At 62.7% G+C, this 17,310-nt stretch carries 18 protein-coding genes and 1 pseudogene; 9 read left to right on the top strand and 10 right to left on the bottom strand.

Annotated features, from left to right (window positions below):
* The first annotated feature begins 27 nt into the window (after window positions 1-27).
* Window positions 28-504 (top strand): transcription elongation factor GreA, encoded by a 477-nt coding sequence (gene greA / locus AC07X9_RS07705; protein ID WP_017184681.1) that lies wholly within the window; start codon window positions 28-30, stop codon window positions 502-504.
* Between the two features lie 23 nt (window positions 505-527).
* Window positions 528-1,166, top strand: a complete 639-nt coding sequence (locus tag AC07X9_RS07700; RefSeq protein WP_017184680.1) for a rhomboid family intramembrane serine protease — start codon at window positions 528-530, stop codon at window positions 1,164-1,166.
* 4 nt (window positions 1,167-1,170) lie between these two features.
* Here AC07X9_RS07700 and AC07X9_RS07695 read toward each other — a convergent pair whose 3' ends face one another.
* The 5 genes from AC07X9_RS07695 to AC07X9_RS07675 all read right to left on the bottom strand — a co-directional run bounded on the left by AC07X9_RS07695 (window position 1,171) and on the right by AC07X9_RS07675 (window position 3,459).
* A complete protein-coding gene (locus tag AC07X9_RS07695) occupies window positions 1,171-1,392 on the bottom strand; it encodes a DUF4170 domain-containing protein (RefSeq protein WP_017184679.1) in 222 nt (73 codons plus the stop codon).
* 104 nt (window positions 1,393-1,496) lie between these two features.
* Window positions 1,497-2,051: a DUF883 family protein gene (locus AC07X9_RS07690; RefSeq protein WP_017184678.1), complete on the bottom strand. Its 555-nt coding sequence runs from the start codon at window positions 2,049-2,051 to the stop codon at window positions 1,497-1,499.
* Window positions 2,044-2,367, bottom strand: a complete 324-nt coding sequence (locus tag AC07X9_RS07685; RefSeq protein ID WP_017184677.1) for a hypothetical protein — start codon at window positions 2,365-2,367, stop codon at window positions 2,044-2,046. Before AC07X9_RS07685 ends, AC07X9_RS07690 begins: the two co-directional genes overlap by 8 nt.
* The gene (locus tag AC07X9_RS07680; protein ID WP_017184676.1) at window positions 2,364-2,753 is read right to left on the bottom strand and encodes a phage holin family protein; all 390 of its coding nucleotides are present in this window, start codon (window positions 2,751-2,753) and stop codon (window positions 2,364-2,366) included. The genes AC07X9_RS07685 and AC07X9_RS07680 overlap by 4 nt, the downstream gene beginning before the upstream one ends.
* A gap of 40 nt (window positions 2,754-2,793) precedes the next feature.
* Entirely contained in the window at window positions 2,794-3,459 is a 666-nt protein-coding gene (locus AC07X9_RS07675) for a hypothetical protein (protein WP_017184675.1), read from the bottom strand.
* Between the two features lie 231 nt (window positions 3,460-3,690).
* On the opposite strand from AC07X9_RS07675, the gene eno reads away from it, so the two are divergent.
* The 4 genes from eno to AC07X9_RS07655 all read left to right on the top strand — a co-directional run bounded on the left by eno (window position 3,691) and on the right by AC07X9_RS07655 (window position 8,037).
* Entirely contained in the window at window positions 3,691-4,965 is a 1,275-nt protein-coding gene (eno, locus tag AC07X9_RS07670; protein WP_017184674.1) for a phosphopyruvate hydratase, read from the top strand.
* A 77-nt stretch (window positions 4,966-5,042) separates the two neighbouring features.
* Window positions 5,043-5,354 (top strand): FtsB family cell division protein, encoded by a 312-nt coding sequence (locus AC07X9_RS07665; protein WP_017184673.1) that lies wholly within the window; start codon window positions 5,043-5,045, stop codon window positions 5,352-5,354.
* Between the two features lie 224 nt (window positions 5,355-5,578).
* A complete protein-coding gene (pdhA, locus tag AC07X9_RS07660) occupies window positions 5,579-6,655 on the top strand; it encodes a pyruvate dehydrogenase (acetyl-transferring) E1 component subunit alpha (RefSeq protein WP_026002681.1) in 1,077 nt (358 codons plus the stop codon).
* Window positions 6,655-8,037: a pyruvate dehydrogenase complex E1 component subunit beta gene (locus tag AC07X9_RS07655; protein ID WP_017184671.1), complete on the top strand. Its 1,383-nt coding sequence runs from the start codon at window positions 6,655-6,657 to the stop codon at window positions 8,035-8,037. The genes pdhA and AC07X9_RS07655 overlap by 1 nt, the downstream gene beginning before the upstream one ends.
* Window positions 8,038-8,098: 61 nt before the next feature.
* On the opposite strand, the gene AC07X9_RS07650 is transcribed toward AC07X9_RS07655, so the two are convergent.
* From AC07X9_RS07650 to AC07X9_RS07640, 3 genes are read right to left on the bottom strand one after another with little or no spacing between them, the layout of a single operon-like run.
* On the bottom strand, window positions 8,099-8,776 hold the full coding sequence (locus tag AC07X9_RS07650) for a TadE/TadG family type IV pilus assembly protein (protein WP_017184670.1): 678 nt from the start codon (window positions 8,774-8,776) through the stop codon (window positions 8,099-8,101).
* A gap of 10 nt (window positions 8,777-8,786) precedes the next feature.
* Entirely contained in the window at window positions 8,787-9,407 is a 621-nt protein-coding gene (locus AC07X9_RS07645; RefSeq protein ID WP_017184669.1) for a TadE/TadG family type IV pilus assembly protein, read from the bottom strand.
* Complete coding sequence (locus tag AC07X9_RS07640; RefSeq protein ID WP_241763694.1) at window positions 9,404-11,473, bottom strand: TadE/TadG family type IV pilus assembly protein; 2,070 nt, start codon at window positions 11,471-11,473, stop codon at window positions 9,404-9,406. Before AC07X9_RS07640 ends, AC07X9_RS07645 begins: the two co-directional genes overlap by 4 nt.
* A 71-nt stretch (window positions 11,474-11,544) precedes the next feature.
* On the opposite strand from AC07X9_RS07640, the gene AC07X9_RS07635 reads away from it, so the two are divergent.
* Together AC07X9_RS07635 and AC07X9_RS07630 are read left to right on the top strand one after the other, a co-directional pair.
* Window positions 11,545-12,195 (top strand): hypothetical protein, encoded by a 651-nt coding sequence (locus tag AC07X9_RS07635; protein ID WP_017184667.1) that lies wholly within the window; start codon window positions 11,545-11,547, stop codon window positions 12,193-12,195.
* Window positions 12,196-12,230: 35 nt separating this feature from the next.
* Window positions 12,231-12,695, top strand: coding sequence for an EF-hand domain-containing protein (locus AC07X9_RS07630; protein ID WP_017184666.1), 465 nt, complete (start codon window positions 12,231-12,233; stop codon window positions 12,693-12,695).
* A 77-nt stretch (window positions 12,696-12,772) separates the two neighbouring features.
* Here the strand turns inward: AC07X9_RS07630 and trmFO are convergent, their stop codons facing one another.
* Together trmFO and AC07X9_RS07620 are read right to left on the bottom strand one after the other, a co-directional pair.
* Complete coding sequence (gene trmFO / locus AC07X9_RS07625; protein WP_026002680.1) at window positions 12,773-14,116, bottom strand: methylenetetrahydrofolate--tRNA-(uracil(54)-C(5))-methyltransferase (FADH(2)-oxidizing) TrmFO; 1,344 nt, start codon at window positions 14,114-14,116, stop codon at window positions 12,773-12,775.
* Window positions 14,117-14,242: 126 nt separating this feature from the next.
* Window positions 14,243-15,547 carry a dicarboxylate/amino acid:cation symporter gene (locus AC07X9_RS07620; protein WP_017184664.1) on the bottom strand — a complete coding sequence of 435 codons (1,305 nt, stop codon included), beginning with the start codon at window positions 15,545-15,547 and terminating at the stop codon, window positions 14,243-14,245.
* Between the two features lie 329 nt (window positions 15,548-15,876).
* Between AC07X9_RS07620 and AC07X9_RS07615 the strand changes: the two are divergent.
* Window positions 15,877-17,243 (top strand): annotated as a pseudogene (locus tag AC07X9_RS07615) (M20/M25/M40 family metallo-hydrolase).
* Window positions 17,244-17,310 lie beyond the last annotated feature (67 nt).

Raw genomic sequence — 17,310 nt, 5'->3', positions numbered from 1 at the left:
GGGAAGTTTTGACGAAGGATTTGCATAATGGCGACCGTTGAGAAGATGCCGATGTTGCAGGTGGGCTATGACAAGCTCATGGGGCAACTCCGCGAACTCAAGGCTGAACGGCCATTGATCGTTGACGCCATCGAAGAGGCGCGCGCCCATGGCGACCTGTCGGAAAATGCCGAATATCATGCGGCGAAGGAACGTCAGGGTCAGGTGGAGGCCACCATTTCCGATCTGGAGGACAAGCTTTCGCGCGCGCAGATCATCGATCCCAAAAGCCTGTCGGGCGACAAGATCGTGTTCGGCGCGACCGTCACCTTGCTGGACGAGGATGACAAGCCGGTCAAATATCAGATCGTGGGTCAGGCCGAGGCGGACGCGAAGCTGGGCATGATTTCCTATAACAGCCCGCTTGGCCGAGCGCTGATTGGCCGCACGGTCGGTGAAGATGTGGAAGTGTCGGTCCCGTCGGGCGACAAATTCTACCAGGTCGAAAAAATCGATTTCATCTGATCGTGAGATTACCTGCAGGCAAGATGACAAACGGGATCGCGGCGATAACCTTCGTCGCGTTTCTGCTGCTTGATCTGACCGGGCGCACGGATGATGCGGCCATCATCGGCGGCTTCATTCCTGCGCGCATTGCCGATCCGGCGCTGCTGGACGGCATGGCGGCTGTCCCTGCCTGGCTGACGCCGCTCAGCTGCACGCTGATCCACGCAGGCTGGCTGCATATCGGCTTCAACCTGCTGATGCTGGTGTTTTGCGGGCGGCAGGTCGAACAGGTGTTGGGGAAGGGCGGTACGCTCTGCCTCTATCTGACCGGCGCTTATGGCGCATGCGCCGCGCAATGGGCGATCGACCCCGGTTCGACCAATCCGATGGTCGGCGCCAGCGGTGCGATTTCGGCGATCATGGCGACCTATGCCCTGCTATACAGCCAGCAGACGGTGCGTAGCATTGGGCCGATCTCGGCCAATATCGTGCGCCTTCTCTGGCTGGCGGCGGCGTGGATCGGCTTGCAACTGATGATCGGTATCGCGACCGCTGGCGGGATGAGGCAGCTTGGCCAGATCGCCATTGCCGCGCATATTGGCGGCTTTCTTGTGGGGCTGGTGCTGACGCGCCCGCTGTTGCGATGGCGTTTCCGAAAGCCGCCCCAGCCCCTCAACTAAATCATCAGCTGGACGGCAGTTCCGGTTCCAGCAGCCGGTGCAGATGCACGATCACATAGCGCATTTCCGCGTCGTCGACGGTCCGCTGCGCGGCGCTGCGCCACGCTTTCTCCGCCGACACATAGTCAGGGAACACGCCGACAAGATCGACCTTGCTCAGGTCCTGAAAATCCAGTGTTTGTGGATCGGTAACGCGACCGCCCATCACCAGATGCATTTTGCTCATGGCGTTATCTGTCCTCTTTTGGGTGAACGCTGCTCCTAGCAGCGGTGCAGCGTCCATCCAAGGGGGGCAGAGGGGGCAATTGCGTGCTTTTGCTGCCGGCGCGATTAGTTTTTCGGCAATCGCGCCTTTATCGCATCGGCCAGCGCGTCAACCTTGGCGTTGACGAGGGCCACGACATCTTCGGTAATGTGCGTAGCCTTGCCCGGCAGATCGCTCGACGCTGCCGTCTTGCGCGCCGTGGCGGCCAGATCGCTTGCGCTCTGCTTGATCGATTCCGCGCCGTCGGTCGCTGCCGATCGGGCAGCAAGCGCTGCCTCGACCACGCGCGCACCAGCGGCGCTGGCAATGCCCGGCAATGCTTTCATGGCAGCCCGGCTCTTGGGGAACATCCATGCGACCAGCGCGCCAGCCGCGACGGCGCCAGCGACGGCCACGACCGGATGCTCCTGCACGATCTGGTTGGCGCGCGTCGCGATTTTTTGCGTGCGGTCGCGCGCGTCGCCATAGGCTTCGCTCGCTTTATCCCGGCTGGTCTGGATCAGTTCGCCTGCGCCTTCGCGGGCTTTTCCGGTGCCATCCTTGATCTTGTCCGTCGCGCTTGCCGCGACATCATTTGCCGCTTCGCGAACGCGGCTCAGTTGGGCGCGAATATCAGCCATTTTCAGTCTCCGAATGGTCGGGGTTCGTGTCGGTATGTCCAACGTACAGCCGCCCGAAAAGTGCCGCGAGCGGGCGACGGACAAGGAAGAGCAGGATGGCCGCGCCCGCCGCCCCCACCATGGCTGGCCGCTGGCGTGCCGTGGCGGCGGCATAGGCCATGCCGTCCATCGCAGCATCCACCACCTTGGTCGTGGCGTCCTGCTTCAACCGGGCGGGCGTTACCCGCGCCCTAGCGGCCTGAGCGCTGGAAATCAGGCTTTGTTTTGCGGCCTCGGCCCGCGCGACAGCCTCGCGATATTGCAACGCACCACTCATGGGGTAATCGCCTTCTTCATCCGGGAGATCCGTGCCTTTGCCATCAGCAAAAGCCCGGTCGTGACCAGCAGGCTGGCGCCCAGCACCGCGAAGGTCGCCCAAAGCGGGCCAAGCTGTGGCGATAGCGCGATGATCAACCCGATCAGGAGCGCCACCAGCGTGGCGAATATCAGCATGATCGCCACCACGGCAAAGATCGCGGCATCGCGCACGCCTGCTCCGATAAGGCCGGCGCGCGCCTTCTGCTTGTCCGCTTCCGCCGCTGCATAAGCACGGCCATCGGCATAGAGACGGGCAAAGACATCACGCACCGATTCGTCGGGCGCGCCGTCCTCATGCCCGTCGGCTTGCGGCGTGACCGCCGTTTCCGCTGGCTTGTCTGTCAAATCTTCCTCCGCCCCGTTCGCCGGGGCCTTTGCGCAGATGTCAGGTGTCGCTGTCCGAACCCTTGGCCAGACGCATCAACACGAAACCGACCACCGCCGCCGCGCCGATGGCGACAGCCGGGCTTTTACGCACGAAATCGCGCGCTTCGTTCATCAACTGGTCGACATCCTTGCTGTCCAGCGTGTCCGCCGCGCCGGCAACCGATTCGGCCGCCTGCCGGGCATAATCGCCATATTGCGGGCCGAGCTTTGCATCGACCGTGCCCGCCGTATCGGAAATCAGCTTGGCCAGGCTCTGCATCGCCGTGCCGGTCTTTTCCTTGGCGACGCCAGCAGCCGACTTGGCGGTCTTGCCTGCCTGTTCCTTGATCGGGTCGATATGCGACTTCCAGTCGACAGCGCCCAGCGCGTCGGTGGCGGATTTGGCCGCCTGTTCCGCCTTCGCCTTGATGGGCGCGATCTGCGCCGACCAGCCGGTCGATGCTGCGCCGTTGCCGGGCTTCTTCGTGGCCTTCGCGCTGGTGGTCGCCTTTGCGGTCGTTGCCTTTGCGGCCGCTACCTTGCGCACGGGCGTCTTGCGCACTGGCGTTGCCTTGACCACGGGGGCGCTGGCTGCGGTGGCCTCGACCGGCTTGGCCTTGCGCGGCCTGCCGACCGACTTTTTCGGCGCTGTCTTGGCGGGCGGGGTGTCGGGCGTGTCGGCCATGGTCCTAAGTCTCCCTTTCGGTTGCGCGGCTGGGGCGCGCGCCGCGGCAAATGATACTTGGGTCAAATGCTTTGCGGTCGCTCACAGTTCCGTAGCCGTTCCAATTTCGACCATCGGCATTTTTTCCGCCCATGCAAGCCCCTCTGCATTGCCAAGCACGGGGGCGCTGGCTAAGCGGAGCGCGAAAATAGGCGTCCTGCCGCAGCGCAGGCCATATTTCAGGGAGCGACCATGACCGCCATTCTCGACATTCACGCCCGCCAGATTTTCGACAGCCGGGGCAACCCCACCGTCGAAGTCGACGTCACCCTTGAAGATGGCAGCTTTGGCCGCGCCGCCGTCCCGTCCGGCGCATCGACCGGCGCCTATGAAGCGGTGGAAAAGCGCGACGGCGACAAGAGCCGCTATATGGGCAAGGGCGTGCTGCAGGCGGTTGCCGCCGTCAACGACACGATTGCCGAACAACTGATCGGCCTGGACGCGGAAGATCAGGGCGAAGTCGACGCCGCGATGATCGAGCTGGACGGCACCGACAACAAGTCGAACCTCGGCGCCAACGCGATCCTGGGCGTCAGCCTGGCGGTGGCGAAAGCGGCTGCCGATGCGCGCGGCCTGCCGCTCTACCGCTATGTCGGCGGCGTGTCGTCGCATGTCCTGCCGGTGCCGATGATGAACATCATCAACGGCGGCGAACATGCCGACAATCCGATCGACTTTCAGGAATTCATGATCATGCCGGTCGGCGCGGAAAGCATCGCCGACGCCGTGCGGATCGGGTCGGAAATCTTCCACACGCTGAAAAAAGGCCTGCATGACAAGGGGCTGGCGACGTCGGTGGGCGACGAGGGCGGCTTTGCCCCCAACATCGCCTCTACCCGCGATGCGCTGGATTTCATCATGCTGTCGGTCGAAAAGGCGGGCTACAAGCCGGGCGACGATGTCGTGCTGGCGCTCGATTGCGCCGCGACCGAATTTTTCAAGAACGGCAAATATGAGATTTCGGGCGAAGGCCTGTCGCTCAGCCCGGTCGAAATGGCCGATTATCTTGCCGCCCTGTGTGCCGACTATCCGATCAAGTCGATCGAGGATGGCATGAGCGAGGATGATTTCGAAGGCTGGAAGGCGCTGACCGACAAGATCGGTGGTTCGGTCCAGCTGGTCGGCGACGACCTGTTCGTCACCAATCCCAAGCGTCTGGCCATGGGCATCGACATGGGGCTGGCCAATTCGTTGCTGGTCAAGGTCAACCAGATCGGCACGCTGACCGAGACGCTGGCGGCCGTCGATATGGCCCATCGCGCGCGCTACACTGCCGTCATGTCGCATCGGTCGGGCGAAACCGAGGACGCGACCATCGCGGACCTCGCCGTCGCCACAAATTGCGGTCAGATCAAGACGGGTTCGCTCGCGCGTTCCGACCGGCTCGCCAAATATAATCAGCTCATCCGTATCGAGGAAGAACTGGGCGACATCGCCGTCTATGCGGGCCGCTCCATCTTCCGCTAAAACTGTCGGGATTCGGTTGGCCGCAAGTTAACCATTTTTTACTTGCGGCCAGTCTCTCCCTGTGATTCATCTTGGTCATGGCGCACATCGCGAAGCTTCGTTCCCTTCTTTTCTCGGCCTTTGGTCCGGCGGTCGCGCTGCTGCTGCTGCTCGTCTTTGCCCTCTATGTCGTGCTGGGGTCGAACGGGGTGCTGGCGTGGGGCGATTATTCGCGTCAGTTGCGCGCAGCCAAGGCCGAACTGAAAAGCACGCAGGCGACGCGCGCCGAATTGCGCAATCGCGTCGAGGCGCTCGATCCGCGCCGTGTCGATCCCGATCTGGCCGATGAACTGATCCGTCGCCAGCTCGGCGTCATCCACCATGACGAAGTGATCGTTCCGCTCAACTGAGCCGCCTTCAAGGAAAACGTAAGGTTTTTGCGTAGAAATCGCCGTAGCCGCAATTTTACTGCGGACGGATTGATCTTGGCTTTGCAAACTTCGCAGATGGGGTGAAGTTTGCGGAATTCTTATTGATCTGGCCCGGATTCAGGGGCTTCGTCGTTGCAATATCTCCAGCTCTCCCGCTATATCGGACTTCCTTCCATCCTACCCCACGCAAAAGGATAAGAGCCTTGGCGAAACCAACGACGCCGCGTCCTTCACGCGCAACGGCAAAGGCGGCTGCACCCGCCGCCGGCGCGGACCATAACCGGCCTCGCCCTGAAACTCCCACTGATTACAAGGCATCCAAGGAAGAGTTGCTGGAATTCTACCGACAGATGGTCCTCATCCGCCGGTTTGAAGAAAAAGCCGGGCAGCTTTACGGCCTGGGCCTTATCGGTGGCTTCTGTCATCTTTACATCGGCCAGGAAGCGGTTGCCGTCGGCATCCAGTCGGCGCTCAAGCCCGGCAAGGACAGCGTCATCACCGGCTATCGCGACCATGGCCATATGCTGGCCTATGGTATCGACCCCAATGTCATCATGGCAGAACTGACTGGCCGTGAAGCGGGTATTTCCCGCGGCAAGGGCGGTTCGATGCACATGTTCAGCGTCGAACATAAATTTTACGGCGGTCATGGCATTGTCGGTGCGCAGGTGTCGCTGGGCGCTGGGCTGGGCTTTGCGCACAAATATAATGGCGATGGCGGCGTGTGCGTCGCCTATTTCGGCGACGGCGCGGCCAACCAGGGCCAGGTCTATGAATCCTTCAACATGGCCGAACTGTGGAAGCTGCCGATCATTTTCGTCATCGAAAATAATCAGTACGCCATGGGCACCAGCGTCAACCGCTCGTCCGCCGAGGACCAGCTCTATCGCCGGGGCGAAAGCTTCCGCATTCCCGGTATCCAGGTCAACGGCATGGACGTGCTGGCCGTGCGCGGCGCGACCGAGGAAGCGCTCAAATGGGTGCAGGGCGGCAATGGCCCCATCCTGCTGGAAATGAAAACCTACCGCTATCGCGGCCACTCCATGTCCGACCCGGCCAAATATCGCTCGCGTGAGGAAGTCCAGGCGATGCGCGACAAGTCCGACCCGATCGAGGGCGTCAAAGCCTATCTCTCCGCGCAGGGCGTGGGTGAGGACGAACTCAAGAAGATCGATCAGGACATTCGCAAGATCGTCAGCGAAGCGGCTGATTTTGCTGAAACATCGCCTGAGCCGGAGATGGCTGAACTCTATACAGACGTGCTGGTGGAGCAATATTAATGGGTATCGCAATCAAGATGCCGGCGCTCTCGCCGACGATGGAAGAGGGCACGCTGGCCAAATGGCTGGTCAAGGAAGGTGATGAGGTCCGTTCGGGCGACATTCTGGCCGAAATCGAAACCGACAAGGCGACGATGGAATTCGAGGCGGTCGACGAAGGCAAGATCGGCAAGATCATGATTGCCGAGGGCACCGAAGGCGTGAAGGTCGGCACCGTGATCGCCGAGATGGCGGGCGAGGGCGGCGAGGAAGCCGCGCCCGCACCCAAGGCCGAAGCCAAGGAAGCGCCCAAGGCGGACGCCGCGTCCGAAGCGCCGAAGAAGGCCGAGAGCGGCACGTCCAAGCTGGCCAGCAACGTCAAGGCGTCGGTCCAGGATCCTGCCATTCCCGAAGGCACCGAGTTCGTGAAAACAACGGTCCGCGAAGCGCTGCGCGACGCCATGGCCGAGGAAATGCGCGCCGATGAGCGCGTGTTCGTGATCGGTGAGGAAGTCGCCGAATATCAGGGCGCCTATAAGGTAACGCAGGGGCTGCTCGACGAGTTCGGCGCCAAGCGGGTCATCGACACGCCGATCACCGAATATGGCTTTGCCGGCATCGGCACGGGCGCGGCGATGGGCGGTTTGCGCCCGGTCGTGGAATTCATGACCTTCAACTTCGCCATGCAGGCGATCGACCACATCATCAACTCGGCGGCCAAGACTAACTACATGTCCGGCGGCCAGATGCGTTGCCCGATCGTGTTTCGTGGTCCCAATGGCGCGGCCAGCCGCGTGGGTGCGCAGCATAGCCAGAATTACGGCCCCTGGTATGCCGCCGTCCCCGGCCTGATCGTCATCGCCCCTTATGACGCCGCCGATGCCAAGGGGCTGCTCAAGGCCGCGATCCGCAGCCAGGACCCGGTCGTGTTCCTTGAAAACGAACTGCTCTACGGTCGCAGCTTCGACGTGCCCAAGATCGATGATTATGTCCTGCCGATCGGCAAGGCACGGATCATGCGGCCGGGCAGCGACGTCACGCTGGTCAGCTATTCGATCGGCGTTGGCCTCGCCCTCGAAGCCGCCGAAACGCTGGCGGCAGAGGGTATCGATGCGGAAGTCATCGACCTGCGCACGCTGCGCCCGCTGGATACGGCGACGGTGCTGGAAAGCCTGAAAAAGACCAACCGCCTTGTCGTGGTGGAAGAAGGCTGGCCGACCTGCTCGATCGCGTCGGAAATCGCCGCCGTGGTCATGGAACAGGGCTTTGACGATCTCGATGCCCCGGTCCTGCGCGTCGCGAACGAAGACGTGCCGCTGCCCTATGCCGCGAACCTGGAAAAGGCAGCGCTGATCGATTCGGCCCGCGTCGTCGCGGCGGCGAAGAAGGTCTGCTACAAATAAATATCAGGGAGCGGGCGGCGGACGAACGCCGCCCGTTTCTTCCTTCAGTCGCTACTGCTCGTCAGGAGCAGGTCGAGGCTGTGACATTTTCCGAATTGTAAACCTGGGTCAGATCGCGGCTGTCGCGGACATTGAAGGCTGAGGTTTCGGTGATGTCATTAAGCGGCAACCAGAATAACGGCATCAGCCTTTTGTAACGATATCGGATTTCTACGAACATCACGGCGGTTCCGGTTGCGGCTTTCAATTCCTTGCCGGTCGGTCCCATGCCCGCGAATGATGTACCGGTTGCGCCAGTGCCCTGCGTGCCATAGGCCGACGCATAGTTGACCGCTCCAAAACAGCGCTGCCATTTGATCGTCTGTCCGCCATCGCCGTTCAGTTGCAGGCTGGACAGGATGATGCGGCTGTTGGCTGCCAGGTTCAGCCCCGATGCCTGAAGATCCGCGCCGATGAACACATCGTTGATTTCCGCTTCGCTGATCGGTTTGTCGTTGATCGCGCTTTGCGCGCCCATGCGGGACGCATTGTCCGACACCATCACGCCCAGTTCGCCGACCCGTTTTACCGTGATGGCATAGTTGGTCAGTTCCAGCGCCGATGTCGTCAGGATCATGAGGAAAGGCAGGACCATGGCGAATTCCACCAGCGCCATGCCGCTTTCACTGCGCCGCAGACTGCGCGCATGAACTCGCCATCCGTTGCGAAGGGCGGAGGGGGAAGGCAGGATCGCGGTCATGCTGTGATCTTCATATGCAATTGCCGGTGAGGGGTTCGGACTGCTTGTCGAAGGGCTGGTTGCGCAGGATGGTGCTGGACGCCATGGTCACTTGTTGCGACCAGCCCAGCAGATAGGCCATCGGGAAGATGCGATTGTAGCGCAGCGTCACGGTATAAATGGTCACGTCTTTCGCACCGCCCTGGCCAGTCACGCCTGAATCCAGATCGCGCACATTGTTGCCGTTGGCGTCATCGAAGGTTTCGTTATTGTTGCATATGCCGTCGCCATTGCCGTCGACAAAGGCTTCGGCCTTCGATTGCGCGCGGCCATAGGATTTGTACGCCATGCGCGAGAAGCTGAAGTCGCCGCCCGCCACGAGGCGCTTTACCGACGCTTCCACAACCCCGTCGAGCGCATCGCGATTGGCTTGGGTTGCCGTTTCCAGCGCCGATGCGCGCCCGGCTGCCTGTACCTCCCCGCTCAGGATCGCCCGCGCATAAAGATAATAGGCAGTGTCGAACAGGAACATCAGGATGAGGATCAGCACCGGCGCGACAAAGGCGAATTCCAGGACCGTCACCCCGCGCTTGTCACGGCGCAGGGCGCGCAGCAGCCCCCTGCCGGGCCATCGCGAGACAGCGCGTTTCATCGTGTGATCCGCAATTGGGCGATCTGCGACGCGATCTGGGAGAAGGTCGTCGTCAACTGATCGGCATTGTCCGCCTGATAGGCACGGCCCGGCGACGCGCAATTGGACAACATCGTACTCAGATTGGTGCCGAAGGCGATGACCCAGACGGTGATATTCTTCTGGGTCTTGGCAATCGTGCACAATTCACTCAGCCGTGCTTCGGTGATGGCATTCTGATCGGCGTTGGTTGGGATGGACGCCGTGGATGTCCGGCGCCGGGACACGGCGGACACACCCCATGCGTCATAGCTGCCAATGCGCGTATCGGTTTCACCGTCGGTCATGAAGATGAGGTTGCGGGCGTAGCGCCCGGTCGATTCCGCTGCGGCATGTTCCGCCGCGAACAAGCCTTCGCGTGACATGAGACGCAGGCCCCAGAGCATGCCGATATCATGATAGGTAAAGCCCGCCGTCGTCAGCCCTTTCATGTAGGTCGACAGGGTAGAGGAGTCGATTTCCGCCAGCTTGCGCGCATAGGTCGGGCAGGCGCCATATTGGTCAGGTGAGCCGTTGGGCGTGTAATAGTCGGTCGTGGAATTGGGCGACACGACGCGGGTGTAGGTCGGCGCCGAACCGCTATATTCCCAGCCCGACGTCGAGGTTGCACCACTGGCGCGGCGGCCATAGACAACGCCAGGGAGGAATGGCTTCCATTGCGTTTCAGGCTTGGCCGGATCGGGAATCAGATCGATGTCCATGTCGTAACGGGGAACATCAGTCCCTTCATTGTTGCGACGGGTGGCGCGTTCCTCAATGCAGGCGTTGGCCTGAGTCCAACTGATTTTTCGAGCCGCGGCGAACTTATTGGATACTGGTGCTGTGAAAAAGCCGCCGCTCACCAGTTCATCGCCCGAACCGGCGCCCTTCAAATCGGCTGCGGGGTATGTCACTGGCTTGTAGATCCAGTGATAGGCTGTCCCATCCGCATTCTGGTCACCGGCGTTGGGATTTTCTGACACAGTCTGGGTATAGGTTTCGATCAAATTATTATAGTTGGTCGGCGTTATCCAGCACACGCCTTTATTCAGGCCTGCCGAATAGGTGACGCCGTTGCGCGTCCGGACTCGTGTCCGCGATCGCGGCAGGGCGGTGGCGGACGGCGACCATGCCGACCATGCGGTGTAGTTATCGCTCAGCGAATTTGCCGGCGCGGAGCATGTTTCCGAAGAGCCCTGATATTTGGTGCCCGTCGACGTATTGCCACTATCCACGACAGATGTGTTGGTAGTGATGGTTCCGCCCTGTGTTGACCCAGGAATAACCGACGTTCCGTCCGGCACGCGGGAATCATAGACCGGATTGTCCTGAATCCAGTTGCGCTTGAGCAACATGCCGACATTGACCGTCGAGGAATAGGGCACGAAACCATAGCGGATATGACTGCCCGCCGGCTTCACCTGTTGCAGGGCGTTGTAGAAATTCTGGACGGCAGTGCGTAGCACGGCGATGCGGCTTTCGCTGTCGCCGGGGTTGACGTCGTTCATCGACAGGGTGGTGTCGAGCACGAACATGACGTCCGTGTTGGGCAGTTGCAGGTCCGCCGTGCATTCAGCCGAAATGGTACGGCTGCTGAAGCCGAACAATTTCATCAGCGTCATCGGCACCGCGACGGACGCAGTGCCGGTCACGGCGCCGGTGTTTGATGCGGCATAGTGGATCGTGGGTGCCCCCGCGCCATATTTGTTGGCGGGAAAATTCAGATTGAAGAAATTCTTGGCGGTTTCTTCATTGCTGTTCGTGCCGGTCGTCCAGGTAATGCCGGACATGGAGCGGCGCCCCGCCAGCGCGCCCGCGTCGCATGCCTGCTGAAGGCGGGTCTTGGCCAGATAGAGCCGACTGACGTCGATACCCCCGCCGATCAGGCCCGCCAGCGGGAAAATCGCCGCGGCGACGATGGCAAGGACATTGCCAGCCTCGTTATGCGCCAACCGGGCCATAAACCCGTTCGTCCGATTGATCTGCTTGCCCATCTGTCCGCAATCACCCATGTCGCGCCCAACACCCCCCATGTCCGGGCGGGGCAATTCTGTTCGCCTATGCAGGCACTCTGGTTAGAATGTGTATGAGGAAGATGGTTAAAGGACCGATAACTACCGTGCCTGATGATGGCCTTTCCCCGCTGGCGACGCTGCTCAGCGCCCATGCGGGGGCGGACGGGGCGCGGCATCGGGCGATCTGGGCCTATGATGGGCGGCTGGCGCATATCGCGCGATCGACCCGCGAACCCACGATCGGCCAGATGCGGTTGGCATGGTGGAATGACGTCATCGACGATGCGTCGGGGACGAAGGGGCAGGGGGAGCCAGTGATCGACGCGATGCGCGCGACGGGCGCCGCCGCCGCGCCGGGACTGGTCGCGATGATCGACGGCTGGGAAATATTGGTGGTGGAGCCGGAAATCGATGTGGCGGGCCTGCGCAGCTATGCAGTGGGACGCGGCGGCGGGCTGTTCCGCGCCCTGGCGGGCCAGGCGGACGCCCCCGACTGGCTGGTGCAGGCGGGGCAGGTCTGGGCATTATGGGATCTTTCGGGCCATGTCGGCGATGATCGGCTGGCCGATGAAGCGTTGGCGCTGGCCAAGCAACTCGTGACGGACCCGCCACCCGCCTGGCCGCGCGCCTGGAAGCCGCTGCGGATCGCCTATACGCTCGCCCGGCAGGATGTGCTGGCCGGACGCCGCGCGCCTGCCGCCATGCCGCGCGCCTTGGCGTTGCGGCTGTTGCGGGTTGCGCTGTTCGGGCGCTAGGATAGGCTGGCGAAGCAGCCGGGGAGAATGAGGGCATGGGGCGATTGCTGGCAGGCGCGATGGCGATGCTGCTGCTGATCGCGGGCGGCCTGTTCTGGTGGCAGGGGCGAGCGAGCAACCAGCCGGTCCCGCAACTCGCATTCGCCCCGCCGCCACCGCCGCCGGTCGAGAGTTTGCCGCAGGGCGATCCTGACGCCATCGGCGACGCGCCGCCCATGCCGGCCGAGGCCAGCCCGCAAAGCCGCGAACAGCGGCGCTTTGCCCGTTACGACCGCAATCGCGATGGCGTCATCACCCGGATCGAGATGATGGGCAGCCGGACCAAGGCGTTCAAGGCGCTCGACAAGGATGGCGACAACCTCCTCTCTTTCGAGGAGTGGGCGGTCGCGACATCGGATCGTTTTGGCGCGGCGGACGGGAACAAGGACGGCAAGCTCACCCCGGCGGAGTTCGCGGCGACAGCGCCGAAACGCAGCGCAAAGCCCAAGTGCAAATGCTGATCCGTGTTCCCGCGCAGGCGGGAACCCAGTCCCACGCTCCGAACTAGGCTCCCGCCTACGCGGGAGCACGTTGTTCTTCAGGCGATCTTCATCTCGCCCAGCCACGCCCCCAGCGATGCGCGCGCGCGCGCCGTATAGGCCTCCTTGCGCTGCTTTTTCTTGACCTCGTCCAGCGTCGGAAACAGGCCGAAATTGACATTCATCGGCTGATAGTCGGCACTCACGACATTGCCCGTCACATGGCCAAGCAGCGCGCCCAGCGCAGTGTCGGCGGGCGGCGGCGTCATGACGCGGCCCTGCAATTCCGCCGCCGCAAACCGCCCCGCCAGCAGCCCGATCGCGGCACTTTCGACATAGCCCTCGCACCCCGTCATCTGCCCGGCAAAGCGGATATGCGGCGCGCTTTTGAGGCGCAGCGTCGGATCGAGCAGCTTGGGCGACTGGATGAACGTATTGCGATGCAGCCCGCCCAGCCGCGCAAATTCGGCCTTCTCCAGCCCCGGTATGGTGCGGAACAGCTCCACCTGTGCGCCATGTTTCAGCTTGGTCTGGAACCCGACCATGTTCCACAACGTGCCGCTGGCATTGTCCTGCCGCAGTTGCACCACGGCATAGGGCCAGCGCCCGGTACGCGGATTGTCCAGCCCCATGGGCTTCATCGGCCCATGACGCAGCGTTTCCGGGCCGCGTGACGCCATCACCTCGATCGGCATGCAGCCCTCGAAATAGGGGGTGTTGGCCTCCCACTCCTTATACTCGGTCTTTTCGCCGTCGATCAGCCCCTGGACGAAAGCCTCATATTGCTCCCGGTTCATCGGGCAGTTGATATAATCCTTGCCCTCGCCACCGCCGGGGCCGATCTTGTCCCAGCGATTGGCCATCCAGCACTGATCCATGTCGATGCTGTCATGATGGACGACCGGCGCGATCGCGTCGAAAAAGGCCAGATGCTCCATGCCAGCCGCCTGGCCGATGCTGGCCGCCAGCGCAGGCGCGGTCAGCGGCCCGGTCGCCACGATGGTCATGCCGGACGTGGGCAGCGTGTCGATCCGTTCGCGGACAATCTCGACATTGGGATGATCGGCCAGCGCGCGGGTCACGCCGCCCGAAAAGACGTGCCGATCCACCGCCAGAGCGGAGCCGGCGGGCACCTTGGCCGGCTCGGCCTGCGCCATGATGACGGAATCGAGCCGCCGCATTTCCTGATGCAGCAGCCCTACGGCATTCTTGTCGGCATCATCGGATCGGAAACTGTTGGAACAGACCAGTTCAGCGAGGCCCTCGGTCTGGTGCGCAGGGGTCATATCCCCCGCGCCGCGCATTTCCGACAGGCGCACCTTCACCCCCGCCTGCGCCAATTGCCACGCCGCCTCGGACCCGGCCAAACCGCCGCCGATGATATGCACCTGATACTCTGTCACTGATCCGCCTTGATGTCGCAATTCTGCCGTTCGGGCCAAGGTCTATAGACCAAGGTGAAGCGGCAGGACAGGGCAGTGATGCAGCTTCATAGCCATGCGATCGTCATGGCGCGGACCGGCGGGCGCTCAAGCCCCCACCAACGCGCGCTCGCCATAATAGGCGCTTTCGTCCAAAATCCCCTCGCGCTTGGCCACGATCACGCCCACCAGCACCTGACCCGTTACGTTGACCGCCGTACGGCCCATGTCGAGGATCGGGTCGATCGCCAGCAGCAGCCCTGCGCCCTCCAGCGGCAGACCGAGAGTCGACAGGGTCAGCGTCAGCATCACGGTCGCGCCGGTCAGGCCAGCCGTTGCTGCCGAACCGATCACCGATACCAGCGCGATCAGCGCATAATCGACCGCGCTTAGCGGGATGCCGTAAAAGCCCGCGACGAAGATCGCCGACAGCGCGGGGTAGATTGACGCGCAGCCATCCATCTTGGTGGTCGACGCCAGCGGAATGGCGAAGGCGGCGTAGCTTTTGTCGACGCCCAGCCGTTCGGTCACGGCTTCGGTGACCGGCATGGTGCCGACCGACGAGCGGGAGACGAACCCCAACTGGATCGCGGGCCATGCCTTGGCAAAGAAGGGCAGGGGCTTCAGGCCGTGGGCGATCAGGAGCGTGGGGTAAACGATCAGCAGGACGATCGCCAAACCCAGATAGATGGCGCCGGTGAACACACCCAGCCGCGCCAGCGCGTCCCAGCCATAGGTCGCGACCGCCGCGCCGATCAGGCCTGCCGAGCCGATCGGCGTCATGCGGATGACCCAGCCCAGCAGCGCCCGCACGACAGCCAGCAGGGACCGGACGAAGGCAAGGAACGGCTCTGCCTTCTCCCCGACCTTCAGCGTCGCCAGCCCGACGGCGATGGCGATGACCAGCAATTGTAGGATGTTGAAACCGATGCTGGTGCTGGCCGTGCCATCCGCACCGACCGAGGTGCTGCCGCTCAGCGCCAGGCTGTTGCCCGGCACCAACCCTTTGAGGAAATCGAGCCAGCCGCCCACGGAGTCCGGCTGCTTGGCGGCAAGCGCAGCGGTGCTAAGCCCCACGCCCGGCTGGACGATCAGGCCGATGGCAAGGCCGATGATGACCGCGATCAGGGCCGTGATGGCAAACCATAGCAAAGTCTGCCCGGCCAGCCGCGCGCCATTGTCGAGCGCGCGCAAATTGGCGATCGACGCGACGATGGCCGCGAACACCAATGGCGGGACGATGGCTTTCAGCAGGGAAACGAAGATCGACCCGACCGTCTGGAGCGTGGTCGCCAGCCAGTTGAGGTCGCCATCCGGTCCCGCGCCGATCTGGCGGGCGACAAGGCCCAGCGCCAGTCCGGCGACCATGCCGACCAGCACCTGAAATCCGAAACTGCGATAGGGTAGGGCCATGGCTGAACGTCCTGCGGGGCTAAGGCCGATCAATATGGGACGACGACATATAATTGCGCGCAAGCAAAAATTGCGCCGGGTTTAGTTTTTGCCGGGGTGGGTCGGGGGTCTGGCATCCCCCGTTCGCGTTCAGTCACCAACAACCGTTCGGGCTGAGCTTGTCGAAGCCTCGTCCTTTCTGCCTTGAGAAGAAGGACGTTCGTTGATCTTCGGTCGCCTTCGGCTCGACAGGCTCAGGGCGAACGGACGTAGAGTTCTTTCATGCGATCAGATTGGCGGCTGCCCACCACTATGCCACATTGCCGGGCAAATGGATCGAAAGGGCATATATGAACTGGCGACTGGGGCTGTTGGCGGGCGCGGCGGCGATGCTGCCACAAGGGGCGATGGCGGCGGCTGACCCGGCGGCGGCGAAGGAGATATTGATGCGCTCGGTCGCCTTCCGCACGGTCGAGGGGGCGGGGCAGGTGCCAAAGCTGGCGGCCTATTATGCATCGGTGCTGAAAAGCGCTGGCTTTGCCGATGCGGACATCGTCATCACGCCAATGGGCGAGACGGCGACGCTGGCCGCGACGATCAAGGGCCGCGACGCCGCATTGAAGCCGCTGCTGATGATCGGCCATATGGACGTGGTGGCGGCGGATCGGGCGGACTGGACCCGAGACCCCTTCGTCCCGGTCGAGGAAAATGGCTATATTTTCGGGCGCGGTGCAGAGGACAATAAATATGACGTCGCGATGATGGTCGCGACGCTGGCGCAACTGAAAAAGCAGGGCTGGACCCCGCGTCGCACCGTCATCCTGCTGCTGTCAGGCGATGAAGAAACCGCGATGGTGACGACCAGGGCGCTGGCCGCGCAATATAAGGACGCGGAAATGCTGCTGAACGGCGATGGCGGCGGCGGACTGCTGAATGAGGAGGGGAAGCCGGTCCTCTATCAATTGCAGGCCGGTGAGAAGACCTATGCCGATTTCGAAATCGCCTTCACCGATCCGGGCGGGCATTCGAGCGCGCCGACGCCGGGCAATCCCATCTATCGGCTGGCCAAAGCAATCGACAGGATCGCCGCCTATCAATTCCCTGCCATGCGCAATGAACTGACCAGGGCGTCGCTGGCGCTGTCGGCAAAGCGGATCGGCGGGGAGGTTGGCGCGGCGATGCGGCGTTATGCCGAAACGGGCGATGCGGCGGCGGCGGAATTGCTGTCGACCAGGCCGGAATTTGTCGGGCAGGTCCGCACCACATGCGTCGCCACCATGGCGCAGGCGGGCCATGCGCTCAACGCCCTGCCGCAAAGCGCCAAGGTGATGGTCAATTGCCGCATCTTCCCCGGCGTGGCTATTGAGGCTGTTAAGGCGGAACTGGTGAAAGTGGTGGCCGACAGCGGCGCGACCGTCAAAACGCTGGGCGATCGCTGGCCAGCGATGCGTCACCCCTGCGCACCGACGTCATGAAGGTGGTGCGCGACGCGGTAACCGCCCGTTCGCCTGACATCATAGTCATGCCCGGCATGTCGGCGGGCGCGACCGACAGCCTCTATTTCCGCGCGCTGGGGGTGCCGAGTTACGGCGTCTCCAGCCTGTTCATGAAGGCGGAGGACGGCTTTGCCCACGGTCTGAACGAGCGGGTGCCGGTCGCTGGGATCGGGGAGTCGCTGCTGCAATGGGACACCGTGCTGCGGGCGTTGGCGAAGTAGATGACAGGCTAATCCCTGATCCGTTCGGTTCGAGCCGCTTCGAGCGAAGTCGAGAAGCGTCGGTCGA

Source organism: Sphingobium sp. GW456-12-10-14-TSB1 (genome assembly GCF_059424385.1).
This window is presented reverse-complemented; position numbering and strand designations above follow the sequence as displayed.